General features: G+C 56.8%; 19 protein-coding genes. 11 read left to right on the top strand and 8 right to left on the bottom strand.

All coding sequences use genetic code 11. The features are described 5' to 3' along the window. Positions 1 to 660 carry a pilus assembly FimT family protein gene (locus ABD890_RS19305; protein WP_345093628.1) on the bottom strand — a complete coding sequence of 220 codons (660 nt, stop codon included), beginning with the start codon at positions 658 to 660 and terminating at the stop codon, positions 1 to 3. Here ABD890_RS19305 and ABD890_RS19300 point away from each other — a divergent pair. Further along, positions 659 to 787: a hypothetical protein gene (locus tag ABD890_RS19300; RefSeq protein ID WP_345093626.1), complete on the top strand. Its 129-nt coding sequence runs from the start codon at positions 659 to 661 to the stop codon at positions 785 to 787. The two genes, ABD890_RS19305 and ABD890_RS19300, sit on opposite strands and share 2 nt — an antisense overlap. Here the strand turns inward: ABD890_RS19300 and gspG are convergent. The 4 genes from gspG to ABD890_RS19280 all read right to left on the bottom strand — a co-directional run bounded on the left by gspG (position 784) and on the right by ABD890_RS19280 (position 5,192). Then, positions 784 to 1,194 (bottom strand): type II secretion system major pseudopilin GspG, encoded by a 411-nt coding sequence (gene gspG, locus ABD890_RS19295; RefSeq protein ID WP_345093625.1) that lies wholly within the window; start codon positions 1,192 to 1,194, stop codon positions 784 to 786. The genes ABD890_RS19300 and gspG overlap by 4 nt on opposite strands. 65 nt (positions 1,195 to 1,259) lie before the next feature. Continuing rightward, a complete protein-coding gene (locus ABD890_RS19290; protein ID WP_345093623.1) occupies positions 1,260 to 2,465 on the bottom strand; it encodes a type II secretion system F family protein in 1,206 nt (401 codons plus the stop codon). Positions 2,466 to 2,505: 40 nt separating this feature from the next. Beyond that, positions 2,506 to 4,227 (bottom strand): GspE/PulE family protein, encoded by a 1,722-nt coding sequence (locus ABD890_RS19285; RefSeq protein ID WP_345093621.1) that lies wholly within the window; start codon positions 4,225 to 4,227, stop codon positions 2,506 to 2,508. 275 nt (positions 4,228 to 4,502) lie between these two features. Continuing rightward, positions 4,503 to 5,192, bottom strand: a complete 690-nt coding sequence (locus tag ABD890_RS19280; RefSeq protein ID WP_345093619.1) for a hypothetical protein — start codon at positions 5,190 to 5,192, stop codon at positions 4,503 to 4,505. A gap of 475 nt (positions 5,193 to 5,667) precedes the next feature. On the opposite strand from ABD890_RS19280, the gene ABD890_RS19275 reads away from it, so the two are divergent. The 3 genes from ABD890_RS19275 to ABD890_RS19265 all read left to right on the top strand — a co-directional run bounded on the left by ABD890_RS19275 (position 5,668) and on the right by ABD890_RS19265 (position 8,514). Further along, entirely contained in the window at positions 5,668 to 5,949 is a 282-nt protein-coding gene (locus ABD890_RS19275) for a hypothetical protein (protein WP_345093617.1), read from the top strand. Next, positions 5,943 to 6,905 (top strand): EF-hand domain-containing protein, encoded by a 963-nt coding sequence (locus ABD890_RS19270; RefSeq protein WP_345093615.1) that lies wholly within the window; start codon positions 5,943 to 5,945, stop codon positions 6,903 to 6,905. The genes ABD890_RS19275 and ABD890_RS19270 overlap by 7 nt, the downstream gene beginning before the upstream one ends. 292 nt (positions 6,906 to 7,197) lie before the next feature. Then, positions 7,198 to 8,514 carry a response regulator gene (locus ABD890_RS19265; RefSeq protein ID WP_345093614.1) on the top strand — a complete coding sequence of 439 codons (1,317 nt, stop codon included), beginning with the start codon at positions 7,198 to 7,200 and terminating at the stop codon, positions 8,512 to 8,514. 88 nt (positions 8,515 to 8,602) lie between these two features. Here ABD890_RS19265 and ABD890_RS19260 read toward each other — a convergent pair whose 3' ends face one another. After that, positions 8,603 to 12,013: a secretin N-terminal domain-containing protein gene (locus ABD890_RS19260; protein WP_345093612.1), complete on the bottom strand. Its 3,411-nt coding sequence runs from the start codon at positions 12,011 to 12,013 to the stop codon at positions 8,603 to 8,605. A gap of 393 nt (positions 12,014 to 12,406) precedes the next feature. Here ABD890_RS19260 and ABD890_RS19255 point away from each other — a divergent pair, with 393 nt between their 5' ends. Then, positions 12,407 to 13,816 (top strand): DUF1570 domain-containing protein, encoded by a 1,410-nt coding sequence (locus tag ABD890_RS19255; RefSeq protein ID WP_345093611.1) that lies wholly within the window; start codon positions 12,407 to 12,409, stop codon positions 13,814 to 13,816. Between the two features lie 123 nt (positions 13,817 to 13,939). After that, entirely contained in the window at positions 13,940 to 14,611 is a 672-nt protein-coding gene (gene bamJ / locus ABD890_RS19250) for a BamJ family beta-barrel-assembly machinery protein (protein ID WP_373356358.1), read from the top strand. A 61-nt stretch (positions 14,612 to 14,672) separates the two neighbouring features. Here the strand turns inward: bamJ and ABD890_RS19245 are convergent, their stop codons facing one another. Both ABD890_RS19245 and ABD890_RS19240 read right to left on the bottom strand, forming a co-directional pair. Then, positions 14,673 to 15,263: a hypothetical protein gene (locus ABD890_RS19245; protein WP_345093609.1), complete on the bottom strand. Its 591-nt coding sequence runs from the start codon at positions 15,261 to 15,263 to the stop codon at positions 14,673 to 14,675. Between the two features lie 90 nt (positions 15,264 to 15,353). Then, positions 15,354 to 16,160 carry a phosphatase PAP2 family protein gene (locus tag ABD890_RS19240; RefSeq protein WP_345093607.1) on the bottom strand — a complete coding sequence of 269 codons (807 nt, stop codon included), beginning with the start codon at positions 16,158 to 16,160 and terminating at the stop codon, positions 15,354 to 15,356. A gap of 165 nt (positions 16,161 to 16,325) precedes the next feature. Between ABD890_RS19240 and ABD890_RS19235 the strand changes: the two genes are divergently transcribed. The 5 genes from ABD890_RS19235 to ABD890_RS19215 all read left to right on the top strand — a co-directional run bounded on the left by ABD890_RS19235 (position 16,326) and on the right by ABD890_RS19215 (position 21,954). After that, positions 16,326 to 18,080 carry an ArnT family glycosyltransferase gene (locus ABD890_RS19235; RefSeq protein WP_345093605.1) on the top strand — a complete coding sequence of 585 codons (1,755 nt, stop codon included), beginning with the start codon at positions 16,326 to 16,328 and terminating at the stop codon, positions 18,078 to 18,080. Positions 18,081 to 18,237: 157 nt separating this feature from the next. After that, entirely contained in the window at positions 18,238 to 18,627 is a 390-nt protein-coding gene (locus tag ABD890_RS19230) for a response regulator (protein WP_345093604.1), read from the top strand. Positions 18,628 to 18,654: 27 nt separating this feature from the next. Further along, positions 18,655 to 20,346, top strand: a complete 1,692-nt coding sequence (locus ABD890_RS19225) for a GspE/PulE family protein (protein WP_345093602.1) — start codon at positions 18,655 to 18,657, stop codon at positions 20,344 to 20,346. Between the two features lie 9 nt (positions 20,347 to 20,355). After that, a complete protein-coding gene (locus ABD890_RS19220; RefSeq protein ID WP_345093601.1) occupies positions 20,356 to 21,498 on the top strand; it encodes a type II secretion system F family protein in 1,143 nt (380 codons plus the stop codon). A gap of 129 nt (positions 21,499 to 21,627) precedes the next feature. Further along, positions 21,628 to 21,954 (top strand): competence type IV pilus major pilin ComGC, encoded by a 327-nt coding sequence (locus tag ABD890_RS19215; RefSeq protein WP_345093599.1) that lies wholly within the window; start codon positions 21,628 to 21,630, stop codon positions 21,952 to 21,954. The last annotated feature ends 5 nt before the right edge of the window (positions 21,955 to 21,959 follow it).

Genomic DNA, 21,959 nt, shown 5'->3' with positions numbered 1-21,959 from the left:
CTAGGGACCTCCCGAAGCAGAGAGGTCCGGTTCCATGATCCGGGCAATGCCGGTCAGACCGCGAAGCTTGACGGAGGTCATCGTGCCGCCGTCGCCGCGCAGATAGACCGTCGCGTCCGAGGTCGTTCCGTCAGGGTAGAACAAGATAGGATGCGACCAGCCGGAAATCTCGAGATCGCCACCTTGCTCTTGGCCGAGGCTGTAGCTGCGCATGTCCGCTTCCACGTTTTCGCCAGCGAAGGCAACGCCTTCTTCCAGCAATCCGTTGAGCGTCTCTTGTTCGGCCGATTCCTGCACGAGGCTGGAAACGCCAATGCCTTGGCTGGTGCCGGCCATGTTGTTTTCGAGTTCGTCGTTACTTCGCACGAACGGGGCAACGGTGAAGTTGCCGGTTTCTTGCTGGTAACGGAACATGCGGATGCGGCCCGTTTCCATCGCTTCGACCCGTGCACGCATGAACTCGTTGCGCACGGTTTCGGCCGAAACAGTCAGTCGGTGTCCTTGCAGCGAATTGAAGATCGCCGGAGCCCCCATCCCGAGCAAGACCACCAGGATCGCCAGGACCAGCAAGATTTCAAGCAAGGTAAACCCTCTTCGCTCACCGGCGACCAGGGGCCGCGGTGTCCGTAGTGGACTGAAGAGCGAAGAGTAAGTTGACATGAAGAGTTTCCTCGATCGTTATAAGCCGGGTGCCATGGCCACGACCTTGTTGGCAGCACCTGAAGGTCGCACACCCACGCGGACGTGGGCATGGCACCCACAAGGATTGGCTGCGGTTGGCAATTAGCCAGCGATGTCGTCGTCGGTGCCACTGGCGCCATCAGGTCCCATCGACCAGATCTTGTAGCTGGCACCGTTGACTTCGTATTGATATTCGTTGTCCCAAGGATCGAGCGGCAAAGCTTCGCCGTCCAGGTATGGGCCCTTCCACTTGTTACCCTTGTCGTCGGAAGGCTGCGACAGCAGACCGTCGAGGGTTTCTGGTGGCTTGTTCATGTTGAGCTTGTAGACCTTGATCGCGGCTTCGATACCTTCGACCTGGGTCTTGGCGGCCTTTTCCAGGGCTTGCTTCTGGACACCAAAGATCGACACGCCGACCAGCGAGCCAAGGATCACGAGGATAACCAGCACCAGCAGAACTTCGATCAGGGTAAAACCCGCAGCCTTGCGGCGTTGTCGGCGAGAAACGTTCATTGAAAATTACTCCTTGTGAACGTGATTGATTTGGATGGACGAAAGCGCGATTGAGTTTTGGTTGATTACAGCGAACCGCTCATGCGGAAGACTGGCAGCAGCAAGGCGATCACGACGATCAACACGATGAAGGCCATCACCAGCAGCATCAGTGGTTCTAACAAGCGAACAGCCAGGTCGAGACGACGCGACGTGCGACGTTCGAGGCCATCCGCGATCTCGACCAGAACGCGATCGAGCGAGTTGGATTCTTCAGCGACCGAGATCATCTCGACCACCGTTTTCGGAAAATACCCGGACGAACTGAGGGGCGAAGCCAACGATTCACCGGACGAAATGTTTTCCGAAGCATTGGCAATGGCGGTCGCCAGAATGCGGTTCCCGGCAGCCTCGCGGCTGATCTCCAGGGCTCGCAAAATGGGAACACCATTCTTGAGCATCGTTCCGAGCACGCGGCAGAAACGCGCCACCGAGAGGTCGAGCATAATCCCGCCGAGGATTGGAACTTTGATTTTGAAATAGTCGAAGCGGCGTTTGCCGGTCTCCGATTGAAACAGCGTTCGCAGGTACAAAAACAGACCCACCACCGCTGCTAGTATTAACAACCCATAGCTGTTCAAGGTTCCGCTGAACCAGAGCAACCAGTCCGTAACTGCGGGTAATTGGCCTCGTTCCCGAAGTCGCGAGAACATCTCGTCGAACTGTGGAACGAAGAACACCAGCAGGAAGGTTAAAATGCCGGAGCCGACCACACCCAGGAAGATCGGATAGGCCAAGGCACTCATGGTGCGGCCCTTAAGGTCTTCCTGTTCTTCGGTGAACGCGGCAACCCGTTCCAAGGCGTCTTCCAAAAAGCCACCTTCGGCACCAGCACGGACCATGTTGATGGCCATGTCGCTGAATGCCCGCGGATGGCGAGCCATGGCCGAGTCGAGCGGTTCGCCTTCTTCGACGCGGCTGCGAATGTCGTCCAACACGGCCTTCAGCGTCTGGTTCGAGGCCTGGTCGTGCAGCACGTTCAGCGAACGCATCAGCGGCACACCACTGCGGACCAGCGATGCCAACTGGGCATAGAACGTGGCGGCCTGGGTTGGGCTAACTCGCTTGCCGCCGAACTGGAACCGAGCCCCTTGCTTCTCGAGTTTGACCTCGATCGGGAAGAGCGACTTGGCCGTCAGCGAGTTGATCACCTCGCCTTCTGTCTGCGCAGAAAGCTTGCCAGCGACTTTTTGTCCCTGCAGGTTTCGGGCAACGTAGGCGAAGTCTGGCATGATGTCGGTAGGCTCGTTGAGGTAGGAGACCGTATTCTAACTAACTTCCGCGAAGATTATCACTCTTGGTCACACGAAGAATTTCTTCGACCGAAGTGAGGCCACCCATCGCTTTTCGCCAGCCATACTGACGCAAGGTGGTCATGCCTTCCTTCATCGCGGCTTGCTTGATTTCCCAGCTACTGACGTTGTCGTGAACCATCTGACGCATGTTCTCGGACGATACCAGCAGTTCGTAAATACCCATACGGCCGGCATAGCCGACGCCGCGGCATTTCCGGCAACCAACCGGATGGTACAAGCGATGTTCTTCCTGCGACATCAACTCGTCCCATGGGAAGTCGTCGGGCAGATCCGCCCGACTTACATCGTGCGGTGTTTTACACTCGGGGCACAGTCGACGCACCAGACGCTGAGCCATCACCCCTTCGACCGTCGAAGCGATCAGGAACGGCTCAACACCCATGTCCACCATACGGGCAAACGCCCCGGCGGCATCGTTGGTGTGGAGGGTACTAAACACCAAGTGACCTGTGAGCGAGGCTTGAATTGCATTTTCAGCCGTTTCCAAGTCTCGAATTTCACCGACCAGCACCACGTCAGGGTCGTGACGGAGGATACTTCGCAGCGAAGCACTAAAGGTCAGACCAATCTTCGAGTGGACCTGAATCTGGTTGATCCCGTCCAACTGATATTCAACCGGGTCTTCGGTGGTGATGATCTTGGTCGCTTCGTCACGAATTTCGAGCAACGCGCTGTACAGCGTGGTCGTCTTACCAGAACCGGTTGGCCCGGTGACCAGAATGATACCGTGCGGTTGGCGAATGATCTTTTGGAAGTCGCTGTAGACGTCTTTATCCATCCCCAGCTTTTGCAGATCGAACGACAGCGAACCCTTATCGAGAATACGCATGACGATGCTTTCGCCATGGATCATCGGGATCACCGACACACGAACGTCGATCTCGCGACCTCGTACTTTCAGCTTCATACGACCATCTTGCGGCAGTCGCTTTTCCGCGATGTTCAATCGCGACATGATCTTCAAACGGCTGATGATGGCTGCCTGGAAGTAATTGATTTCCGGCGGAACTGGCTGCGAGTGCAGCATGCCGTCGATACGGTAGCGGATGACCACCGCGTTGTTGGCTTGGGTTTCGATGTGAACGTCGCTCGTTCGCGATTCGATCGCTTCGAGCAAAATTTCGTTCACCAGGCGGATCACCGAGGCCTCTTGTTCGATCTCGGCAAGTTCGCCCCCTTCGTCATCGAGGTCTTGCAGCAGTTCGACGCCTGCTTCGTCTTCCTCTTTGCGGGCGAGCATCCCTTCGACCGTTTCGCCACCGACGCCGAGGTTGGCTTTGATCAGCTTGGCAATTTCGGCCCGACCGGCGACCACCGGGACCACGCTCAGGCCGGTGGCCGAGGCGACTTCGTCCAGGGGATAGAGATCGAACGGATCGCTGGTGGCGATCACGATGCTTCCATTTTCACGACGAACCGGCAGCAGCGACTGGCGATAGATTAACCGCTGCGGAATCGTTTTGATCAGCGATATGTCGATCTCGGTGTGGTTGAGATCGATGTAATCCAGCCCGACCGCCGTGGCGAGTGCTTTCAGGGCGGCATCTTCTTCGACGAACGAAAGCTGAACCGCTTTCGGGATGAAGTCCGCGCTCGATTCCTGTTCGTTGCGGACAATCTCGGCCTGTTCCGGCGTCAACAATCCACAACTCAACAGAATTTCACCAGCATCGACCATGAAGACGTGTTACCAAGAGAGGGAGAGGGGGGAAATCAGTGAACCGCGCAAGACCGATTTACCGGCCCCTGAGCGGGGCAAACCATTCGAAGTGGAATGGTAGATAGGCTTTAGCTTGCTAAGTATTAAACGTTTTGCAACCGCCAATTGTTTCGCGAATTCCCAAAACAAACATAGGGGATTCCGATCTTAACGATTAACCCCTCGCCATTTCTAGTGGCGAGGGGTCGCAAAGATTCTCAATTTGCATGCGTAAAGGCAGGCTGGTTAACGACTTAGATTTCGCCGTCGTTGCCACCTGGACCACGCTGGCCGCCGCGCTGACCGCGTTGGCCACGCTGTCCGCCTGGACCACCAGGACCGGCCTGGCCGCCGAAACCGCCACGCTGTTGCTGCAGTTCAAACGGTTCGCCAACCATTTCTTTCCACTTCTTCTGCTGTTCTGGAGTCAGCAGCTTCAGCAGCTCATCGTCGGCGTCCTTGCGGAGCTGAGCGAGCTTTTCACGCATTTCGGTCTGCAGTTCTTCGGCTTTGTCACGCAGATCGGCAATCTGGTCTTCCGACAGGCCCAGTTCTTCCGCGATTCGACCATTGGTGATCGACAGGCCACCACGACCGCTGGCTTGCTGTTGAACCTGGATCTGCTTCAGACGCTGCATCTGAGCTGGCATCAGGATCTTGCTCAGGTCCTTTTCCATGTCTTCGCGGGCGGAGCGCAGTTTGTCGAACATTTCTTGACGTTCTTCTTCCGAAGCGTCACGCATGCCGCGGAACATATCGCCCATGCTCGAACGCATTTCCTGGTTCAATTCGCGGATGTCGTCCATCTGCGAAGGAACGATCTCGATTTCCTTCTGGACCGATTCGTTGTTCAGCAGGCCAAACAGATCGGTGCCGCCGCCAGGGCCACCCTGACCGCCGAAACCACCGCGACCGCCGGGGCCGCCACCGGGACCCTGAGCCATTACCGAACTCGTAGCGAGGGCCATTGCCCCCGCGCAAACCAAAGCCACAAAAAACTTCATCGAGGCACCTTTCAGAATAGTGGGAGATCTCGCCCAAACGAGGGGTCTGAGTTTCAATTTAATAGGTCACATGCTTTAGGAGGGCCCGAAAGCCGAATGGGACATGTGCCTAAGGGAGGTCAACCATGCGAAGTGGGTAAGGTTTCGAGAGATTTGCTGAATCATGACCAAATTCTTGAAAATTACCCGGTTTGCCGATTTGAGAGCACAACCCAAAAGCAACTTGCGGGGTTTAACGGTAGCAGGCAATGTGAATTAAACTGTTAGAAACATTGCTGCTCGCTGCGATTTCATCTCATGGAAAAGAGGATCATGCCCATGATCGCCCGTTCTTCCTTTCATCTTGGTCTTGCCCTGGTAGTTCTGTCGTTGATTGGTATCTCGACGGAATCGCTTTTCGCGCAAGGACCTCCCGGTGGATGGCAGCGTGGTGGGCCAGGGGGAGGTGGACCTGGCGGCGGACCCGGTGGTGGCGGCCCTGGCGGTTGGCAAGGTGGCGGACCGGGCGGCGGTGGCCCAGGAGGTGGATTTCGTCGTGATCGCGGTGGCGATGATGGCGGCGACCGCGGAGGCGACCGTGGTGGTCGAGATCGCGGCGGTGACCGAGGAGGAGACCGCGGTGGCGATCGTGGAGGTTGGGGCGGTGACCGAGGTGGTCGAGGTGGCCCAGGAGGTTTCGACCCGGCCGAAATGCTGAAGCGTTTCGACCGTGACGGAAACGGCAAGATCGAAGGGGAAGAACTGGAAGGTCGCGGCGGCGAATTCCTGAAGCGAATTCTCACCGGCACCGGTCTGGAAAACAGCAAAAGCATCAACGTCGAAGATGCTTCCAAGAAAGTCAAAGAAGCTCGTGAAGAGCGAGAAAAGGGTGTCGACTCGGCAAGCATGAGCTTTGGTGTTTCATCCGATGCCGAACCTGCCCAGGGCTTCGACGCACCACCACCGGTCAACGGCAAGTCGCTGGAAGACCGCTACGGCAAGTCGGTGGTCGATCAAGTGATGAGCATCATGGATCGCTACGACAAGAACAAGAATCATTACCTGGACGGCACAGAATGGCAGGAAGTCCGTTGGCGTGACGATCCGACCCAGGACGACAAGAACAAAGATGGTCGCCTGTCGATGGAAGAACTTTGCGAACGTGTGGCCCGTAGTAGCGGCGGCAGTCGCGGTGGCGACCGGGATGATCGTCGAGGTGACGATCGTGGCCGTGGCGGCGACGATCGTTTCCGGGAATACGCCGAAAGCTTAATGCGCCGAAACGATCGCAATGGCAATGGTACACTCGAAAAAGAGGAATGGGGCGGGCTTCGTAACGCTGAAGAGTACGACAAGAATGGCGACGGCCGCATCACGCTCGACGAACTAACGCAGCGGAACGAAAGCTTTGCCCGTGGTTCTTCTTCGAGCCGCAGCCGTTCCAGTGAATCGCCGAAGCAGGAAACCTATCGCTTCCTCACTGCCACCGAACGTCTGCCGAAGGGGTTGCCAGATTGGTTTACCCGCAACGACCTCGACGGCGATGGTCAGGTCATGATGCACGAGTACACTTCGTCGTGGAGCGAATCGAAGGTCGCTGAGTTCGATAGCTACGACTTGAATCACGACGGTGTGATCACGCCGAAGGAATGTCTAGAAGCGGGGAAAGGCTAGTCTTTGCCCTGCTATTTCGTAGTTTGTTAAGGTTGGTTGATTCTATTAGCGAACGTTGAAAATTCGTTTTACAGCCTAATCCAGGCGCGCTAATTTCAACTTCAATCCCAGCCAACCCTAAGTCCATCGACGTTGCTTTGCACGCCATTCGTTGTCGCACGCAGGGCAGGGCGGTGGAACATTGACGAACTGCGGGAATGATTGAGATTCGCCACAAGTCGTCTGGTGAGACGCTCCGCCGGCTTCCGCTGAAGTCGTTGGCGAGGGAACCTCGTTTCATTTCACCACCCGTATGAAAAAGGGGGGCCTGACCGATGCGCGGCTCCAGCCTTTCCCGCAAGAAGCATTGGCCAACGATGTACTGCTGGTCGACGACAATCGATCGTCGCTGAACGTTGTTTCCAAAATGCTTGGGAACTGGGGGCTGGCTCTCAAGCCGTTTCAAGATGGCGGCACGGCGCTGGCCTTTTGGCAAAACGAGAGCGCCAAGTCGGCCTCGCAAAAGCTGCTGATCGTCGACGATCAAATGCCGTCGATCGAAGATATCGAGCTGCTACGCCGGATGCAGTCGGACCTGGGGGCTGGCGATGCCAAGGCGATCCTACTGACGCATGGCGTGATGAGCGAAGCGGCTATGCAAGAGCTGCCTTGCCGGATCGACGCCGTGGTCACCAAGCCGGTGAAACAGTCTGACTTGTTCGATGCGATGGTGACGGTGCTCGGCTTTGAAGAACTGGCCCGTCGCCAGGAACAAACCAGCGGCGAAAGACATGCGTTTGGCCTGTGGACCTACAACATCCTGCTGGCCGAAGACAACCCGGTGAATCAGAAACTGGCTTCGCTCCTGCTGCAGAAGTGTGGTCATACGGTGCACGTGGTCGCCGATGGAAAGCAGGCCGTCGAAGCTTATCCAACGCAACCATTTGATTTGATCCTGATGGATGTGCAGATGCCGATCATGGATGGCTTCGCCGCCACGGCCGAGATCCGCCGACTTCAAAAAACGCAAGGCTCCCGCATTCCGATTGTGGCGATGACCGCCCATGCGATGAAAGGGGATCGCGAGCGATGCCTGGAAGCCGGAATGGACGATTACGTCACCAAGCCGATCAATGCCAACGTGCTGTATGAGGTAATCGATCGGGTGATGACAACGCAAACGCCGGAGTACGAAGCGACCGAGGAGGTGGTCGAAGCGGAAGAAGCAGCACTGCCAATATACGACGAGCCAGAGTCGGACGACACGATGACGCTGAAGCTAGTCGATTACCCCGCTGCGCTTACCAATGTGGGTGGCGATCACGATCTTCTGGTTGCGCTGATAGGCGTGTTTCTGGAAGACAGCGAACGACTGCTCGACGAACTGCAGAATGCCTTGGCAGCTCGCGACGCTCCCAAGCTGCAGCGAAGCGCGCACAGCATGAAAGACTCGTTCGGGTACTTCTCGGCTAGCAGCGGTTTGGAAGCTGCAAAGCGGATGGAAGAGCATGGGGCGGCCGAGAACTTCGAGGCCGCTGAGGTCGATCTGCAGATTCTTATCGATCAGTTCCAGGCAATTCGTCCAGGGTTGGAGTGGATCCAACGTGGTACGTTTGTGGTGGGAACTTAGCGATTGGGTGAATGCGAAAAAGGGACTGCCTGGCCCATGCAGTCCCTTTAAAAGTGAATTTCAAGCAACGGTGAAATGCTGAAGGTGTTTAGCGACCGCCTCGGCCACCACCGCCGCCGAAGCCGCCTCCACCAAAGCCACCGCGACCGCCGCCTCCGGGACTACCACCTCGGCCACCACCACCGGTGCTGCCGCCGCGACCGCCGCCTGGGGCACCGCCGCCACCACTTTGCATCTGCTGGCGAATACGCTGGAACATTTCCATTCGCTGACGCATTTCATCTGCGTTAGGTTGCGGCTGCGACGAATTGCTGGAACTGCTCGAGTTACTACTGCCGTTCGCCGTCTGCGAATTGACCGTTACCGGTTGACCGGTCAGCGAAGACAAGGCCTTCTGGATCGCTTCTGGATTCGAGCTGCGAACCTTGACGACCTGCATGGTCTGGTTGGTGTCGTCGCCAGCTTGATCGAGTTCTTCGACCAGCGATTTGACTTCCTCGAACAGCGGGTCTGGGGCCGACACCACCAGCGAGTTGCTACGAGTATCGACGCCGATTGTCATCTTTTCTGGTTCGCTCTGGGCTCCGCCGCCGTTGCCGCCACCATCGCGACCACCTCGTCCGCCGCCACGCAGGGCACGGATGAAGTCTTCCGGCGAAGGCTGACGCTGCTGCTGACCTTGGCCACTGGCAGCGATGCGGTCGGAGTAAACCGTCTGCACGATATTTGCAATTTCCTGGGCACTGGTATACAGAACCGGAATCATGCGTGGCGTGCGTTTGGTTTCGACTTGTTCCGGGCTGTGCGGTTGATCGATGATCTTCAGCAACTGGTCGATCTTGTCGAGGTCTTCGATGCCGGCTTGAACCACCAGGGCGTTCAATCGCATGTCTGGAATGATGCTCAGCGATCCGCCTGAGAGCGAAGTGCTGGAGCTGCTTCCGCCAAGACCCATCAGCGAGCCCATCAGGCCGCCACCACCACCGAGCATTTCGGAAGCGATGTCACCCATCAAGGAACCGCCACCATCGTCACTCGGGGCAACGCCGGTCAGTATGCTTTGCAGCATCGACGAGGCGACGTCTGCCTTCACATAGCGAAGGTAATAGACCGAGTACTCTGCCGACGACGAGTATCGCGAGCTGAGGGTTTCGATCAGGGCTTCCAACTTGTCGAGGGCTTCTTGATCTTCCGAAGCGATGATCAAGCCGTTCGGGCCCATCATCACGGTAATCTCGCCGGGCTTTTTCGGCGGAGCGTCTGCGGTTGGGGCCGGCGTGGCTGGAATGGTCATGGCTGGAAGCTTGGCACTCGCGGTGGTCGGGGCCTGGGCGGCCGTGATCATCGGAGCACGACGCGTCGTGGCTTCCTCTTCCGCGGCGTCACCTTCCTGATAGTCCACAAACTGAAAGACGCTCTTCTGGGAAGAGCGTGCTTCGGAGTTGAATGGCAGGCGAGGCGCTTCTGCCTCGTCGTAGGTCGAGCCGGTCGTGTTTGGGCTATCGGCTGGCATGTTAGGTGGCAGGCCACGAACGGCCGGCTGAGCCGACGGACGCACCACGCGGATACGGCTCGTGCTGACCGTTGGCCAAAGCATTTCGAGTTCGTTGAGAACGCGTTCCGCAGCAGTGCCGGACAATGGGATCGAGCGGATGTTGCCCCGATCGCCGCGGCTAGCCAACGCAGCATCAGGATCTTCGCCCATCTTCATCAAAAGGTCTTTGATCTGACGTACCTGCTCGCCGGTGCCTCGGACCAACAATTGCGAAGTCAGTGGGTCGGCATCGATGATCGGTGCGTTGGGGTTCGGCTTTTCGCCAGCACCGCCAAACAGCTTGTTGATCGAAAGGACAGCCATCTGCGGATCGACGGTGACCAGTTGGATCACTTCGACCTGCTTCGAGTCGCGCTGCATCTGCGAGAGGGTTGCTTTGACGGTCGCATGTTCGTCGCCGCGAGCCAGCGTGATCAAGTTGCCGGTGTTCTCGTCGATGGCAAGGCGAACGTCTGGGTTGCCGGCCAGCAGCGTCTGCATGACTTGCAGCGTGGTGGCAGGTTCCAGGGTGCCCAGCGGATAGACTTCCAGTTGAAGCTGGTCGCCAGGCAAACCACCCAGGCCACCGCCGGGAACGTCGACCTGAGCGATCAGTTTCTGAACCTTGTCGACGGTGTCTTTCTTCCCAGTCAGGAAGATCTTGGTACCGATGGTGTCGGTGGCGAAGCGAATCGAGCCATCGGCGGCGGTGTTCGATCCTTCTTCCATCCCCATCAGTTGGCGAACGATCGTCAAGATCTCGTCGGCCAGCAGGTTCTGGGTGTCGACCACGGTCACGTCGCTGCCGAATGGATTTTCGACGGCCTGGATCATGTCGCGAATGGTGCGCAGGCGACCGGCCGTTTCGGTGACGAAGACCTGGTTCGACTGCGACAGAGCAACCACGGCACCTTGGGGGCCGATCAGCTTGGTGATTTCGGATTCCGCTTCTGAGGCAGTCATCTTCTTCAGGCTGAAGAGCACGTTGACCAACTCGAACTTGCCGCGGTCGTCGAGTTCTTCCATCGAGACGGTAGTAACCAGATTTGGCGGGACACCATCTTCCAGGTTGACCACGATCAACATCTTTTCGCGGCGAACCAGGGTATAGCCCTTGGTCAGCAAGATGCTGTTGAGCAGGTCAATCGCTTCGGCTGGCGTGTATGCTTTGCCGTCGGTGTAGTTAAAGGTGCCTGCAGGTGGAGCGTCCATCACCAGCGACAAGTCGGCTTGCTCGGCGAACCAATCGAGGACATCGCCCCATGGCTGGTAACGGAAGCTGAACTTCATGGTGTTGCCACCCATCATGCCAGGGGCACCAGCGGTGCCGGCAACGGCGTCCGATGGCGAAACGGCAGGCATGCCTGGTGCGGCTGGACCCGCTTCGCCAGAAGCGGCGACGGCAGGTGCTTGAGGTTCTTCACGGTTTGGAGGAACGACCTGATCGGCAGGGATTGTTTCTGGATTGTTGGTGATACCCGCCAGTTCTTCCCACTTGGCTCGCTGCGAAGGGCTCAGCATGCGATTGGCGAAGCGTTCAAACTCGCTCTTTTCGCGTTCGCCAGCACCGGCGGCTTGCGTGGCCTTCAAGACCTGGGCCAGTTCGGCCTTTTGCCAATCGGCCAGATTCAACTGACCTGCAACGGTTGGTTCCAGAATGGCGGTCATGCCCGCCTTCTTCACTTCCAGCTTCTTCAGCATGGCCTGCTGATCTTCGGTCAGCAGTTCCATCGTCAGCCGTTCCGACTCGGCGACATAAGCGTCCAACTTCTGCTGCTTTTCTTCCGGCGAAGCCCCTTTCAGCTCCAAGGCCATGTCGAGCGCGTTCTTTTCCCGCTCGTAAGCCAAGGTCTTGAGCTTCATGAGGACTTCATCGCTCAACTGAAGCTGGGCGGCGGAATCGTCTTCGAGCGCTACGGCCAGAGACCCCACAAATGTCGGGTCTGCACCATGGGCCGAACTCATAAGGGGCAAAATTCCGAGACCGGCAACCAGAGCCACATGGGCGACTACCTGAAACGGACGTTGAAAGCTAGAAAACATCGTGTGCATAAGATGCTGCGATTCAATAAGTTATGTTCATTCCGCGAGACCCGGAATTGGACGTGTGCGCGATGACATACGCTTGGAAGAGGTCTCTCAATCTAACTTAAACCCCACTAATCGCCCCAAGTGTCAGAATTCGGGAAACTTTTTGGATTTCCAGCTCCGAGATTCGGGTTGTTCGTGAAAATTGCTTGCTGCAATGGCAGGTGTCACGACAATGGAGGGGCAGTCACGCCTTTTCGTGACTAAATTTCACGCACCCCAGCCTCCTCCTCTTCTCGCTTTCGGATCCAATCTCGAGGGAAAACAAGCATGCTGCAGCGTCGCCCCTGCATCTGGCTCGGTCTTGCCTGGTTCATTGTGACTAGTTGTGCCCAAGCGGTATCGGCACAAACACGCGTTACGGTCCCTGATCCGCGGGCCTTTGGGCTCGATATCAAACCGGGGTTGGTCCTGTATAACGTCACCGGCAATGTCGAGTTCCGCACCGAAGAAGGGGAAAAAGCGGTTGGCCGCATTCAGGTCGCCATCGACAAGAGCCTGGTGATCGAGCAGCCCGACGGTCGCCTGGTTACACGGCCGATTAACGAAGTCAAAAAGACCGACGCGACCTTCGAGGGAATGGATCGAAAGCAGCTCGAGAAGAAGCTGCAAACCGAGCACCCAGGCTTCAAGACCTTCACCTCGCGGCACTTCATTTTCGTCTACAACACCTCGAACGAATTCGCCCAGGGAACCATGCGCATCATGGAGTCGATGCTGCCAGGCGTGATGGCCCATGCCAAGCGGCAAAAGATCGACGTCCACGAGCCTGACGTACCGCTGGTGGTGCTGATGTTCGAGACCGAACGCGAATACAAGGACTTCGCCCAACTGCCGGACGGCGTGGTCGCATACTACGACATCCTCGAAAACCATGTCGTCATGTACGAAAAGCCGATGCAAACTCCCTTCAAATGGGAGCTTTACTATCGTCAGGCGATCTCGACGATCTCGCACGAAGGTGCCCACCAGATCCTGCACAATATCGGGGTGCAGCAGCGATTGTCGCGGTGGCCGATGTGGATCTCGGAAGGAATCGCCGAGTATTACGCCCCGACCGATTTCGGCAAACGGATGCGATGGAAAGGGGCCGGCGACATCAATGACATGCGGATGTTCGAGCTGGAGTCTTACCTGAAGGCGAAAGACGCCGATCAGGCCGATGGGACCATGGTGGACGACACCGTCGGAGCGAGCAGCTTGACCTCGACCGGGTACGCTTCGGCGTGGGCGTTGACCCATTATCTGGCGACGCGGCGGAAGCTGGAGTTCGATAAGTTCATGAAAAAGGTCAGCGAGCTACGGCCGCTGGAAGGGGCGATCGAACGAGGCAACAACGGGAAGGTGACGAGCAACTCGGAGGTATTCAAAGAGTTCTTCGGCGAGGACCTGGCCGAGATCGAACGGAGCCTGGTATCTCACTTGAAGTCGCAGCCGTATGACCACCCTTTGAAAGAGTTCCCGCATTTGGTCGCATCGGTGCGTGTGAATATCAATAATCGAACCTTCGGCACGGCGAACGTCTTTCACAACCAAGAACTAGCCAGTCGCTGGCAGCAGGAACAGATTCGAAAACTGGACGCCGCCCACCAACAAAGTGCCCAGGCTGCCGTTCAAGTCTTCCCAAACCGCTCGGCAGCGGAGCGGTTTGCCACCCAATGGTTGAAGGCCAACAACTAGCGTTTTTCGTTCCCCTCTCTTTCCCCAGCTGGGGAAAACCCCGATAATTGCCCAAATGGCTCGGTGAAATGGTCATCGAGACTGCCCGTCCCGGGATCCCACCTATAGCCCGAAAGGAAATTCATGTTTCGTTCACTTAGTGCCATCGCGATGGTGCTGGTCGCTCACGCGGCATTTGCCCAGGAGACAAAATTGGAGACGACCGAACAGAAGGCTTCCTACGCGATTGGTCGCAATATTGCGAACGAAGTTGCCAATCCCGATGTTCCCTTCGATATCGAAGCTTTGGTCGCCGGATTCCGTGATGGTTTGAGCGGTGCTGAATCGAAGCTGACCGAAGAACAAATCGGCGAAGCTTTGCAGGCCTTCCAGACCTTGGTTCAGGCCAAGATGATGAAGAAGATGGAAGAATCCGCGAAGGAAGGTCAGACCTTTCTGGCTGAGAACGCCAAGAAGCAAGGCGTGAAGAAGACCGACAGTGGCCTGCAGTACGAAGTGCTGACCCCAGGTACCGGTGCGACGCCGAAGCTGACCGACTCGGTTGTTTGCCATTACAAAGGCACGCTGATCGACGGTACGGAGTTCGATAGCTCGTACAAACGCGGCAAGCCAGCAACCTTCCCTGTTAACGGCGTGATCGAAGGGTGGACCGAAGCGCTGCAGATGATGAAGGTTGGCGGCAAGTGGAAGCTGGTCATTCCTTCCGAACTGGCTTACGGCCCCCAGGGTCGTCCAGGCATTCCGCCGAATGCCGTTCTGGTGTTCGATATCGAACTGCTGGACATCGCCAAGTAAGCGATCGTTACCCGATCGTACGCAACACACGAAAAGCCTGCTGCTGGTCAGCAGGCTTTTTTTATGGCTTCAGCTTCGGCAAGATGCCGCCCAGTTTCTGGTGCACATCTTGCGTCTGTCGAACGACCAACACTCGGTAATTGCTGAAGTAAAAGATGCTTCCCTGGCCGCCATGGATGTCCCACGTTTCGGGATCGATTGTCGTGGTGATCAGATCGATCAATTCGGTCGCCCCTGGCTCGTCAATCGCGCCGCCGCCGGCCGCACCGGTGGATGACTCGCTATCGGAACTGTCCGAGATGGAGTGCAACGGAGTCGATGTTTTCGGCAATTTTTCGAGGTCGTCGCGAACCGATCTCAGGCGAGAACTCAGCTTGGCTTGCCATTTCTCTTGCTCGAACTCGGCGAACTCTTCGTTCAGCATCATCTCGGCATACAGAGCACAAATCCGCACGATCGCGTCACGCCGGGTGTTAAACGACTTGCTGGTCGCTTCATCGCGAAGAGCCACTCGGATAGCGCCGCGGATCTCGTGAGGTTTCAGCGGAGGCTGTTCTTCAAGCGACTCCAACGTGGTCACATTCGTGGTGGCAGATTCTGGCGTCGTGGGAGGTGCAGTTACCACTGCGATCAGGCAAAGCCATGCCGACATCGAAGACTCCTTGAGCAATCCGTAAAAGAGATTCCCCTGAGTCTGACAGATCTCGCGTTGTTTGGCCAACGATTGGCAGACGAATCGAGGCTAGGCGGTTGCCTGTTTCGATCGACGCGCTTTGATCTTTCGTTCCAGCCACCCAGCCAGGTCCGGCAGCCTTCCGTACGTCAGCAGGAACGTCGCGATCAACAAGCCCAACGCCGCGCCCAGGCAGACGTCGCTGGGAAAGTGCATGCGAAAGACGATCCGCTGAAAGCAGGCCAGTCCAGCGACCAGCAGGAAGTACCACCGGGCGTGGGGGTACAAAAAGCAAAGCCCTACGCATAAGCCTGCTGCCGTCGCGGAGTGCCCCGAAGGGAAGCTTTGATAAGCGGCCTGGCGAAGTTCCTCGTGGTCGAACCAGTCAAGAAAGGGAAACCACTGGTAAAAACTGTCCCCTATGGGGCGAGAAAAATCGAAAGCATGCGGGCGATAGCGAGCCACACCGAAGAACTTGCAGACATTGGCTGTCAGCCCGGCTCCGAAAGCAGTTCCCAGAAGGATGCCGACTCGCCAGCGGTTTTCGAGATCGAGGGCGAAGACTGCCAGGACCACCATGATCACCCCGGTGCCATGCCCGAAGATCTCGGACAGGGCAATCAGCTTCTTCAAATCGCCGCCAATGAAACGGAACTCGTGCGGGGGGGCCGCCAGTTGACCGCTGACCGAATGATCGATGAAGAAGCTCAACACGCCGCAAATTGCCAGGATTCCGGAGAGTACCAGAAAGAAGCGAGGCGAGAAGCGACGTTCTTTATCTTCAATCGTCGCAGGCGAATTGATCGCCGGGGAGGGGAGTGGGCTGTCCGAAATGGAAGCGGAAGATTCCCGTTCCGCGTGGTCCGTATTCACCATATCCAGTTAGTCCGATGGAAGTTAAGCAGTGTGCAATCGCCAACTTAACTCTTTCGACTCGTTTGACCAATGGCATTCACGGGGTTGGGAACTGCCATTGGAGGAACCTGCCCTGTTCCGCTAAACTCCTGAGCCTGTATCGAGTGCAAGCAAAGGAATGCTGTCATGTTCGGCGTGAATCAAAACTGGGGACTGCTGATCGGTCTCTGTTTGATCGTTTTCTTTTTCAATCTCGGCGGACCGAAGTTGTGGGATCGTGACGAACCTCGCAACGCCGGCTGCGCGGTTGAAATGATCGAAGCCGCGGACTGGGTTGTTCCTCGTTTCAACGACGAGCTTCGCACGCACAAGCCGGTCATGCTGTATTGGCTGATGATCTCGGCATACTCGATGTTTGGAATCAGCGAGTTTAGTGCTCGTTTCTTTTCGGCCGTTCTCGGAACGCTGACTGTTCTGCTGACCTATGACATCGGCCGTCGGCTATTTAATCCGTCGGTTGGGTTATGGTCAGGTATCTGCCTGGCAACGACGTTGATGTTCACGGTAGCTTCGCGCGCGGCGACCCCGGATGCGCCGTTGATCTTCTTCGTGACGCTTGGTTTGTGGACCTACGTGTCCTTCAGCTTCTCGAACGAAGAAGTAGAGTCGAATACGCCGCGAACTTATTACCCAGCCCAGTGGTGGCAGGTCGCCCTGTTGTATGGTGCGTTGGGACTGGCCGTGTTGTCGAAGGGCCCCGTCGGCCTGGTGTTGCCGACGGCAATCATCGGGATGTTTCTGTTGATCATGCGACTGGCACCTGCCGAACCGACCCACAGTTGGTTCCAGTGGGGGCTCTCGCTTTTGCGGCCCTTTTACCCGCTGCACTTCCTCAAGACGGTCTGGTTCATGCGACCGATCCTGGCAGTAGTCGCTTGCATGGCGGTGGCTCTGCCTTGGTACATCTGGGTTGCGATGCGAGATTACCGTTGGATCGAAGGCTTCTTCTTCGAGCACAACTTGAATCGGGCAGTAACCGCATTTGAAGGACACTCGGGGCCGCCGATCTATTACCTGGTGGCGATCTGTATTGGGTTCTTTCCCTGGTCGGTCTTTTTCACGCCGATGCTGCTGGACGTTCGCCAACAACTGCGAGGCGACTCGAAGCAGAAAGCCGCGATCATCTTTTGCTGCTGCTGGGTCGTTGTGTGGCTGGGTGCCTTTTCGGTTGCCCAGACCAAGTTGCCTAGCTATATCACGCCGATGTACCCAGGTCTGGCGCTGCTGGCGGGCTTGTTTGTTTCTCGCATGGTCGAGAAACGGAGTGAAGTCTCCTCGCGTTGGCTCGACCTGGCCTTTGGCATTACGACAACCGTTGGTGTTGTGCTGGTCGCCGGGCTGGCTGTCCTGGCGGCAAAGTTTCTGCCCGGCGAAGAACTGGTTGCCCTGCTGGGCATGGTGTTGATTGTCGGCGGCGGTCTGGCCTGGTGGCGGAAGTCGCAGCAAAACTACCAGCAAGCGTTTCGCTTGTTCGCGATGACATCGATGCTGTTCGTGTTGGGACTGTTCGGCGTGATTGCCCAGCGTGTTTCCAATCATCAGTCGATCGACAACCTGCTGGCCAAGATCGAACAGGCCTCGCCCGATGCACAGCTTTGCTCGTTCGGTGTGAGCGAGGCAAGTTGGGTTTATTATGCCCGGCAACCGGTGAAGTTCATTCCTGAGGACCCGGCCGATCTGGAACTGGAGTTCGCCCACGGAACGAACACCATTCTGTTGACCACACCCGAAAAGCTGGAAGAGCTTCCTAGTGAACTGCGTGGCATGCTGACGGAAGTGGCTCGTGAGCCCTACTTCCTGAAGGACTATCCTTTGATTGCCCTGCGGCCGACCCCCGAACTGGTCGAAGTCGCGTCGCGCAAGCAGACTGCTTCGCGCTAGGGAAACCCGCGAGGGGACGTGTTCCGGTTGCATCGATTGCAGCTTCTGTACTGCCCGCGTCCCCTTTATATCTTGGCAGATTTGCTTGCCTTCCAGTGAAAGCTAAGGTTGTGCGTCGAATAGCGACACCTTTGGCTTCCTTCAGAAGGATTTGATCATGCGCGAGAGCAATCCCTGCATTCTGGTTGTTGAAGACGATCCGCTGCTGGCCGATATCACTGCGTTTCGGTTGGAACTGTTGGGTTTTGACGTGCAAACGGTCGAGACCGCGGAAGATGCCATTGAGTTGTGCGAAGAGAGCCACGTGGACGTGGTGATTGTCGACCTGGAATTGGCCGGCATGAAGGGGCTGGAACTGATCAACCAGCTTCAGTTGGGCGAAGAGACCCACGAGACTCCGATTCTGGTCTTCTCGACCGACCCAAGTCTCGACGTGGTCCAGAAGGCATTCAAGGCTGGGGCAAAAGACTACCTGGTGACTCCGTACGACCCTGCGGTCCTCGAACACAAGATCGAGCGATTGCTGTCGCCGGAAACCATCACCTAACACACCAGCAAGATTTAGAGAACGATAATGGCAGGACGTCTCGGCGACATCTTGGTAGCCCGTGGGCATATCTCGCAAGAGCAACTCGATGCGGCGCTTCGCAGTCAAGGTTCCGAACGGGGTATGTTGGGGGCTATTCTGCTGCGTCGAGGCCTGGTGACTCGTCAGCAGGTTGGTTCTGCCCTCTCGGAACAGTTTGAAGTTCCTTTCGAAACGATCGTACCCGAAGCGGTCAACCCACAGTTGGTTCGCTTGCTGCCGGAAGAATTCGCCCGTAGTCGCACCACCGTTCCCGTTGGTTTGCGACAGCGTCGCCTGCAACTGGCGATGGCCGCGCCGGACGATATCGAAACGATTTCCGAAGCGGAATTGATCACCGGATATCCGATCGATCCGATCGTCGGCTTCTCGGCCGAAATTCAAGAGACACTCGATCGTGGCTTTGACGACAAGATTGTCGCTCGTCAGACGATCGTCGACATGAAGCTGCAGGAACTCGCACAGCACGAAGATGTCGACGTCGAGGCGGAAAAGATCGCCGCGTTGAACGAAGAAGAATCGGCTCCTGTGGTGCGGCTGGTGAAGTCGCTCCTTTCCGGTGCCATCAACTCCGGTTCCAGCGACGTTCACTTGGAACCGCACAAGCCAGAAATGCGTGTTCGTTACCGTGTCGACGGCCAACTCCAGCAGGTGATGACCATCCCAAATCACATTGAAGAGGCGGTGATTGCCCGTATCAAAGTGATGGGAGACATGGACACCACCGAAACTCGCCGACCGCAAGACGGTCACATCAGCATCGAAGATGGTGGCAAGCACGTGAACTTCCGTGTGAGCATCATTCCGACGGTTTTGGGCGAAAAGGTGGTGATGCGATTGATCGACGAAAGCTCGAAGGTCTTTCGCATGGACCAGTTGGGCTTTAGCAGTGTCGATAGCCAGCGATTGCAGGAACTGATCGACAAACCGCACGGCATGCTGGTCGTGACCGGACCAACCGGTTCGGGTAAATCGACCACGCTGTACGCGATGCTTTCGGAATTGAACCAGGTGCACCGCAACATCGTCACGGTCGAAGACCCCGTCGAATATCGCTTGCCAGGCATCACCCAGATTCACTCCGATAACGAGTTCGGTCTGGGCTTTGCCAACGCGTTGAAATACATCATGCGACAAGACCCCGACGTGATCATGGTGGGCGAAATTCGTGACCATGAAACGGCAACCACCGCGGTGCAAGCCGCGCTGACGGGGCACTTGCTGATCAGTACGCTCCATACGAATGATGCCGTCGGTTCGGTCGCTCGTTTGAACGACTTGGGAATCGACCACTTCCGAATCGGTGGTTCGCTCTTGGGTAGCGTGGCTCAGCGTCTGTTGCGAACGATCTGCACTCACTGCAAAGAGCCTGCCAAGCCGAACCAAGCGATGCTCGATACGGTGGCACGCCGTTGCAAGATTCCAGCGGACGCGATGTTCTATCATGGTCGCGGCTGCAACAAGTGCCTTGGTAGTGGCTACCAAGGTCGTGTTCCGGTGTTCGAGATCATGGTCAACACGCACCGCATGGCGGAAGCGATCGATCAGGGCATGCCGCATGGCAAGCTTCGCGAGTTGGCGGTTCAGGAAGGGATGACCGACCTGCTGAGTGGTGGCGTGCAGATGGCCGTCGCAGGTCGCACCACGCTGGAAGAAGCCTACTTCAAGACGATGGGGTAAGCGAACACCATGAAAGCAACCGCGGCCCGAACTCGAACCAACTCCGGCGGAATTGGCGGAATATTTCGCTGGCTCCATTCGATTCAATTGACGCCTCAGCGAAAGACTCGCGGCGTTTCCAAGCGACGTCAGGGCGAAGTCTTTTCGCACCTGGCCACGCTGTTGGAAAACGGCGTGACCTTGCCTAAAGCGATCCTGACGATCTCGAATGAAACGTCGATGCGTTGGGGCAAGACGCTTTTGCAGTCGCTGCACTCGGCGATTGAACGAGGCGATAGTTTCTCGAAGGCACTCGCTCGCGAAGAGGGCGTGTTCGAAGAGATTGTGATTCAGCAGATCCGCATCGGCGAACGCTCGGGAAACGTCCCCCAAGTGCTTCGTCGGATCGCCGATCAGATGGAAACGGACAACGATCTACGCTCGCGCATCTATAAGAAGCTGAGCTATCCAACGATTGTCACCCTGGCCGGTTCCGGCGTGTGTGCTTTCATGATCTTGTTCATCTTGCCGGTGTTTGAAGAAACGTACCGCAAGTCAAAGATTCCACTTCCATTACCAACCCAGGTATTGGTAAGCACCGGACAGTTTTTGACATCGTATGGCTGGATCATATTGCTCGGGCTGATCGGCATCGGCATCGCCGTTCGTCAGGTGCGACGCAATCATAACCTGGCCATCGCGATGGATAGTCATATTCTGCGGCTCCCGCTGATCGGTCCCTGGTTGGTCGATATTGCGATGCTGCAGTTCATGGATGCGTTGGGAACGATGCTGCAAAGTGGCTTTCACCTGGCAGATGCCTTGCTGCAATGCCAAGGCGTCGTTTCGAACCTGGCGGTTGATCACGCCATCGGTTCTTTGGGAAAAGCCGTGCGTCGTGGAGAACGTCTGAGCCGCGAGATGGATCGGCATCAGCACTTGTTTCCTCCGGTGGTCAGCCAGTTGGTGATCGTGGGCGAGCAGACCGGCAACTTAGGTCCGGCCAGTCGTCAAATTCGTGATCACTTGAAGAAGGATATCGAGCGGAAGACTGACAGTTTCGTGCGTGTGGTTGAACCCGTCACAACGATTCTGATGGCTTTTCTGGTGGGAGGGATTCTGCTTGCGATTTATATGCCGATGTTTGGCATGTTGGATCTCGTCGAGAGATAACGTCGTTAACGGCGACCTACATTTGATTGGCTGATATCGTAGCAAGTAAAAACACTACGAAATATCGAGAATCAGGGCAGGGTATCCGGAAACCTCATTCAGATAAACCCGTTAGGCAGCAGTGGAACAATGTACCGAGCCAGTTTAAATCGAAACCGTCGTGGTTTCTCGTTGTTGGAACTTTTGGCCGTGGTGGTGATCCTTGGGATTATCGCCGCGATCGTCGTGCCGCGCGTTAGCACTTCGAGCGCCCTGGCGAAGCAACGTGTGAACGAGCATAACATTGCCACGCTGAATTCGGCAGTGGAACGCTTTTACGTCAACACCGGTTCGTGGCCAAGTGCTCTGAGTGATCTGGGTACCGACTACCTCCCAGATGGCGTGCCAACCGTGCCAACCGATAGCTCGCTCAGCTACACGATCGATGGCACCACGCATCGCGTGAGCGCCAACTAAATTGG

Origin of the sequence: Bremerella cremea (genome assembly GCF_039541315.1) — a bacterium.
Classification (GTDB): Bacteria; Planctomycetota; Planctomycetia; order Pirellulales; family Pirellulaceae; genus Bremerella; species Bremerella cremea.
This window is presented reverse-complemented; position numbering and strand designations above follow the sequence as displayed.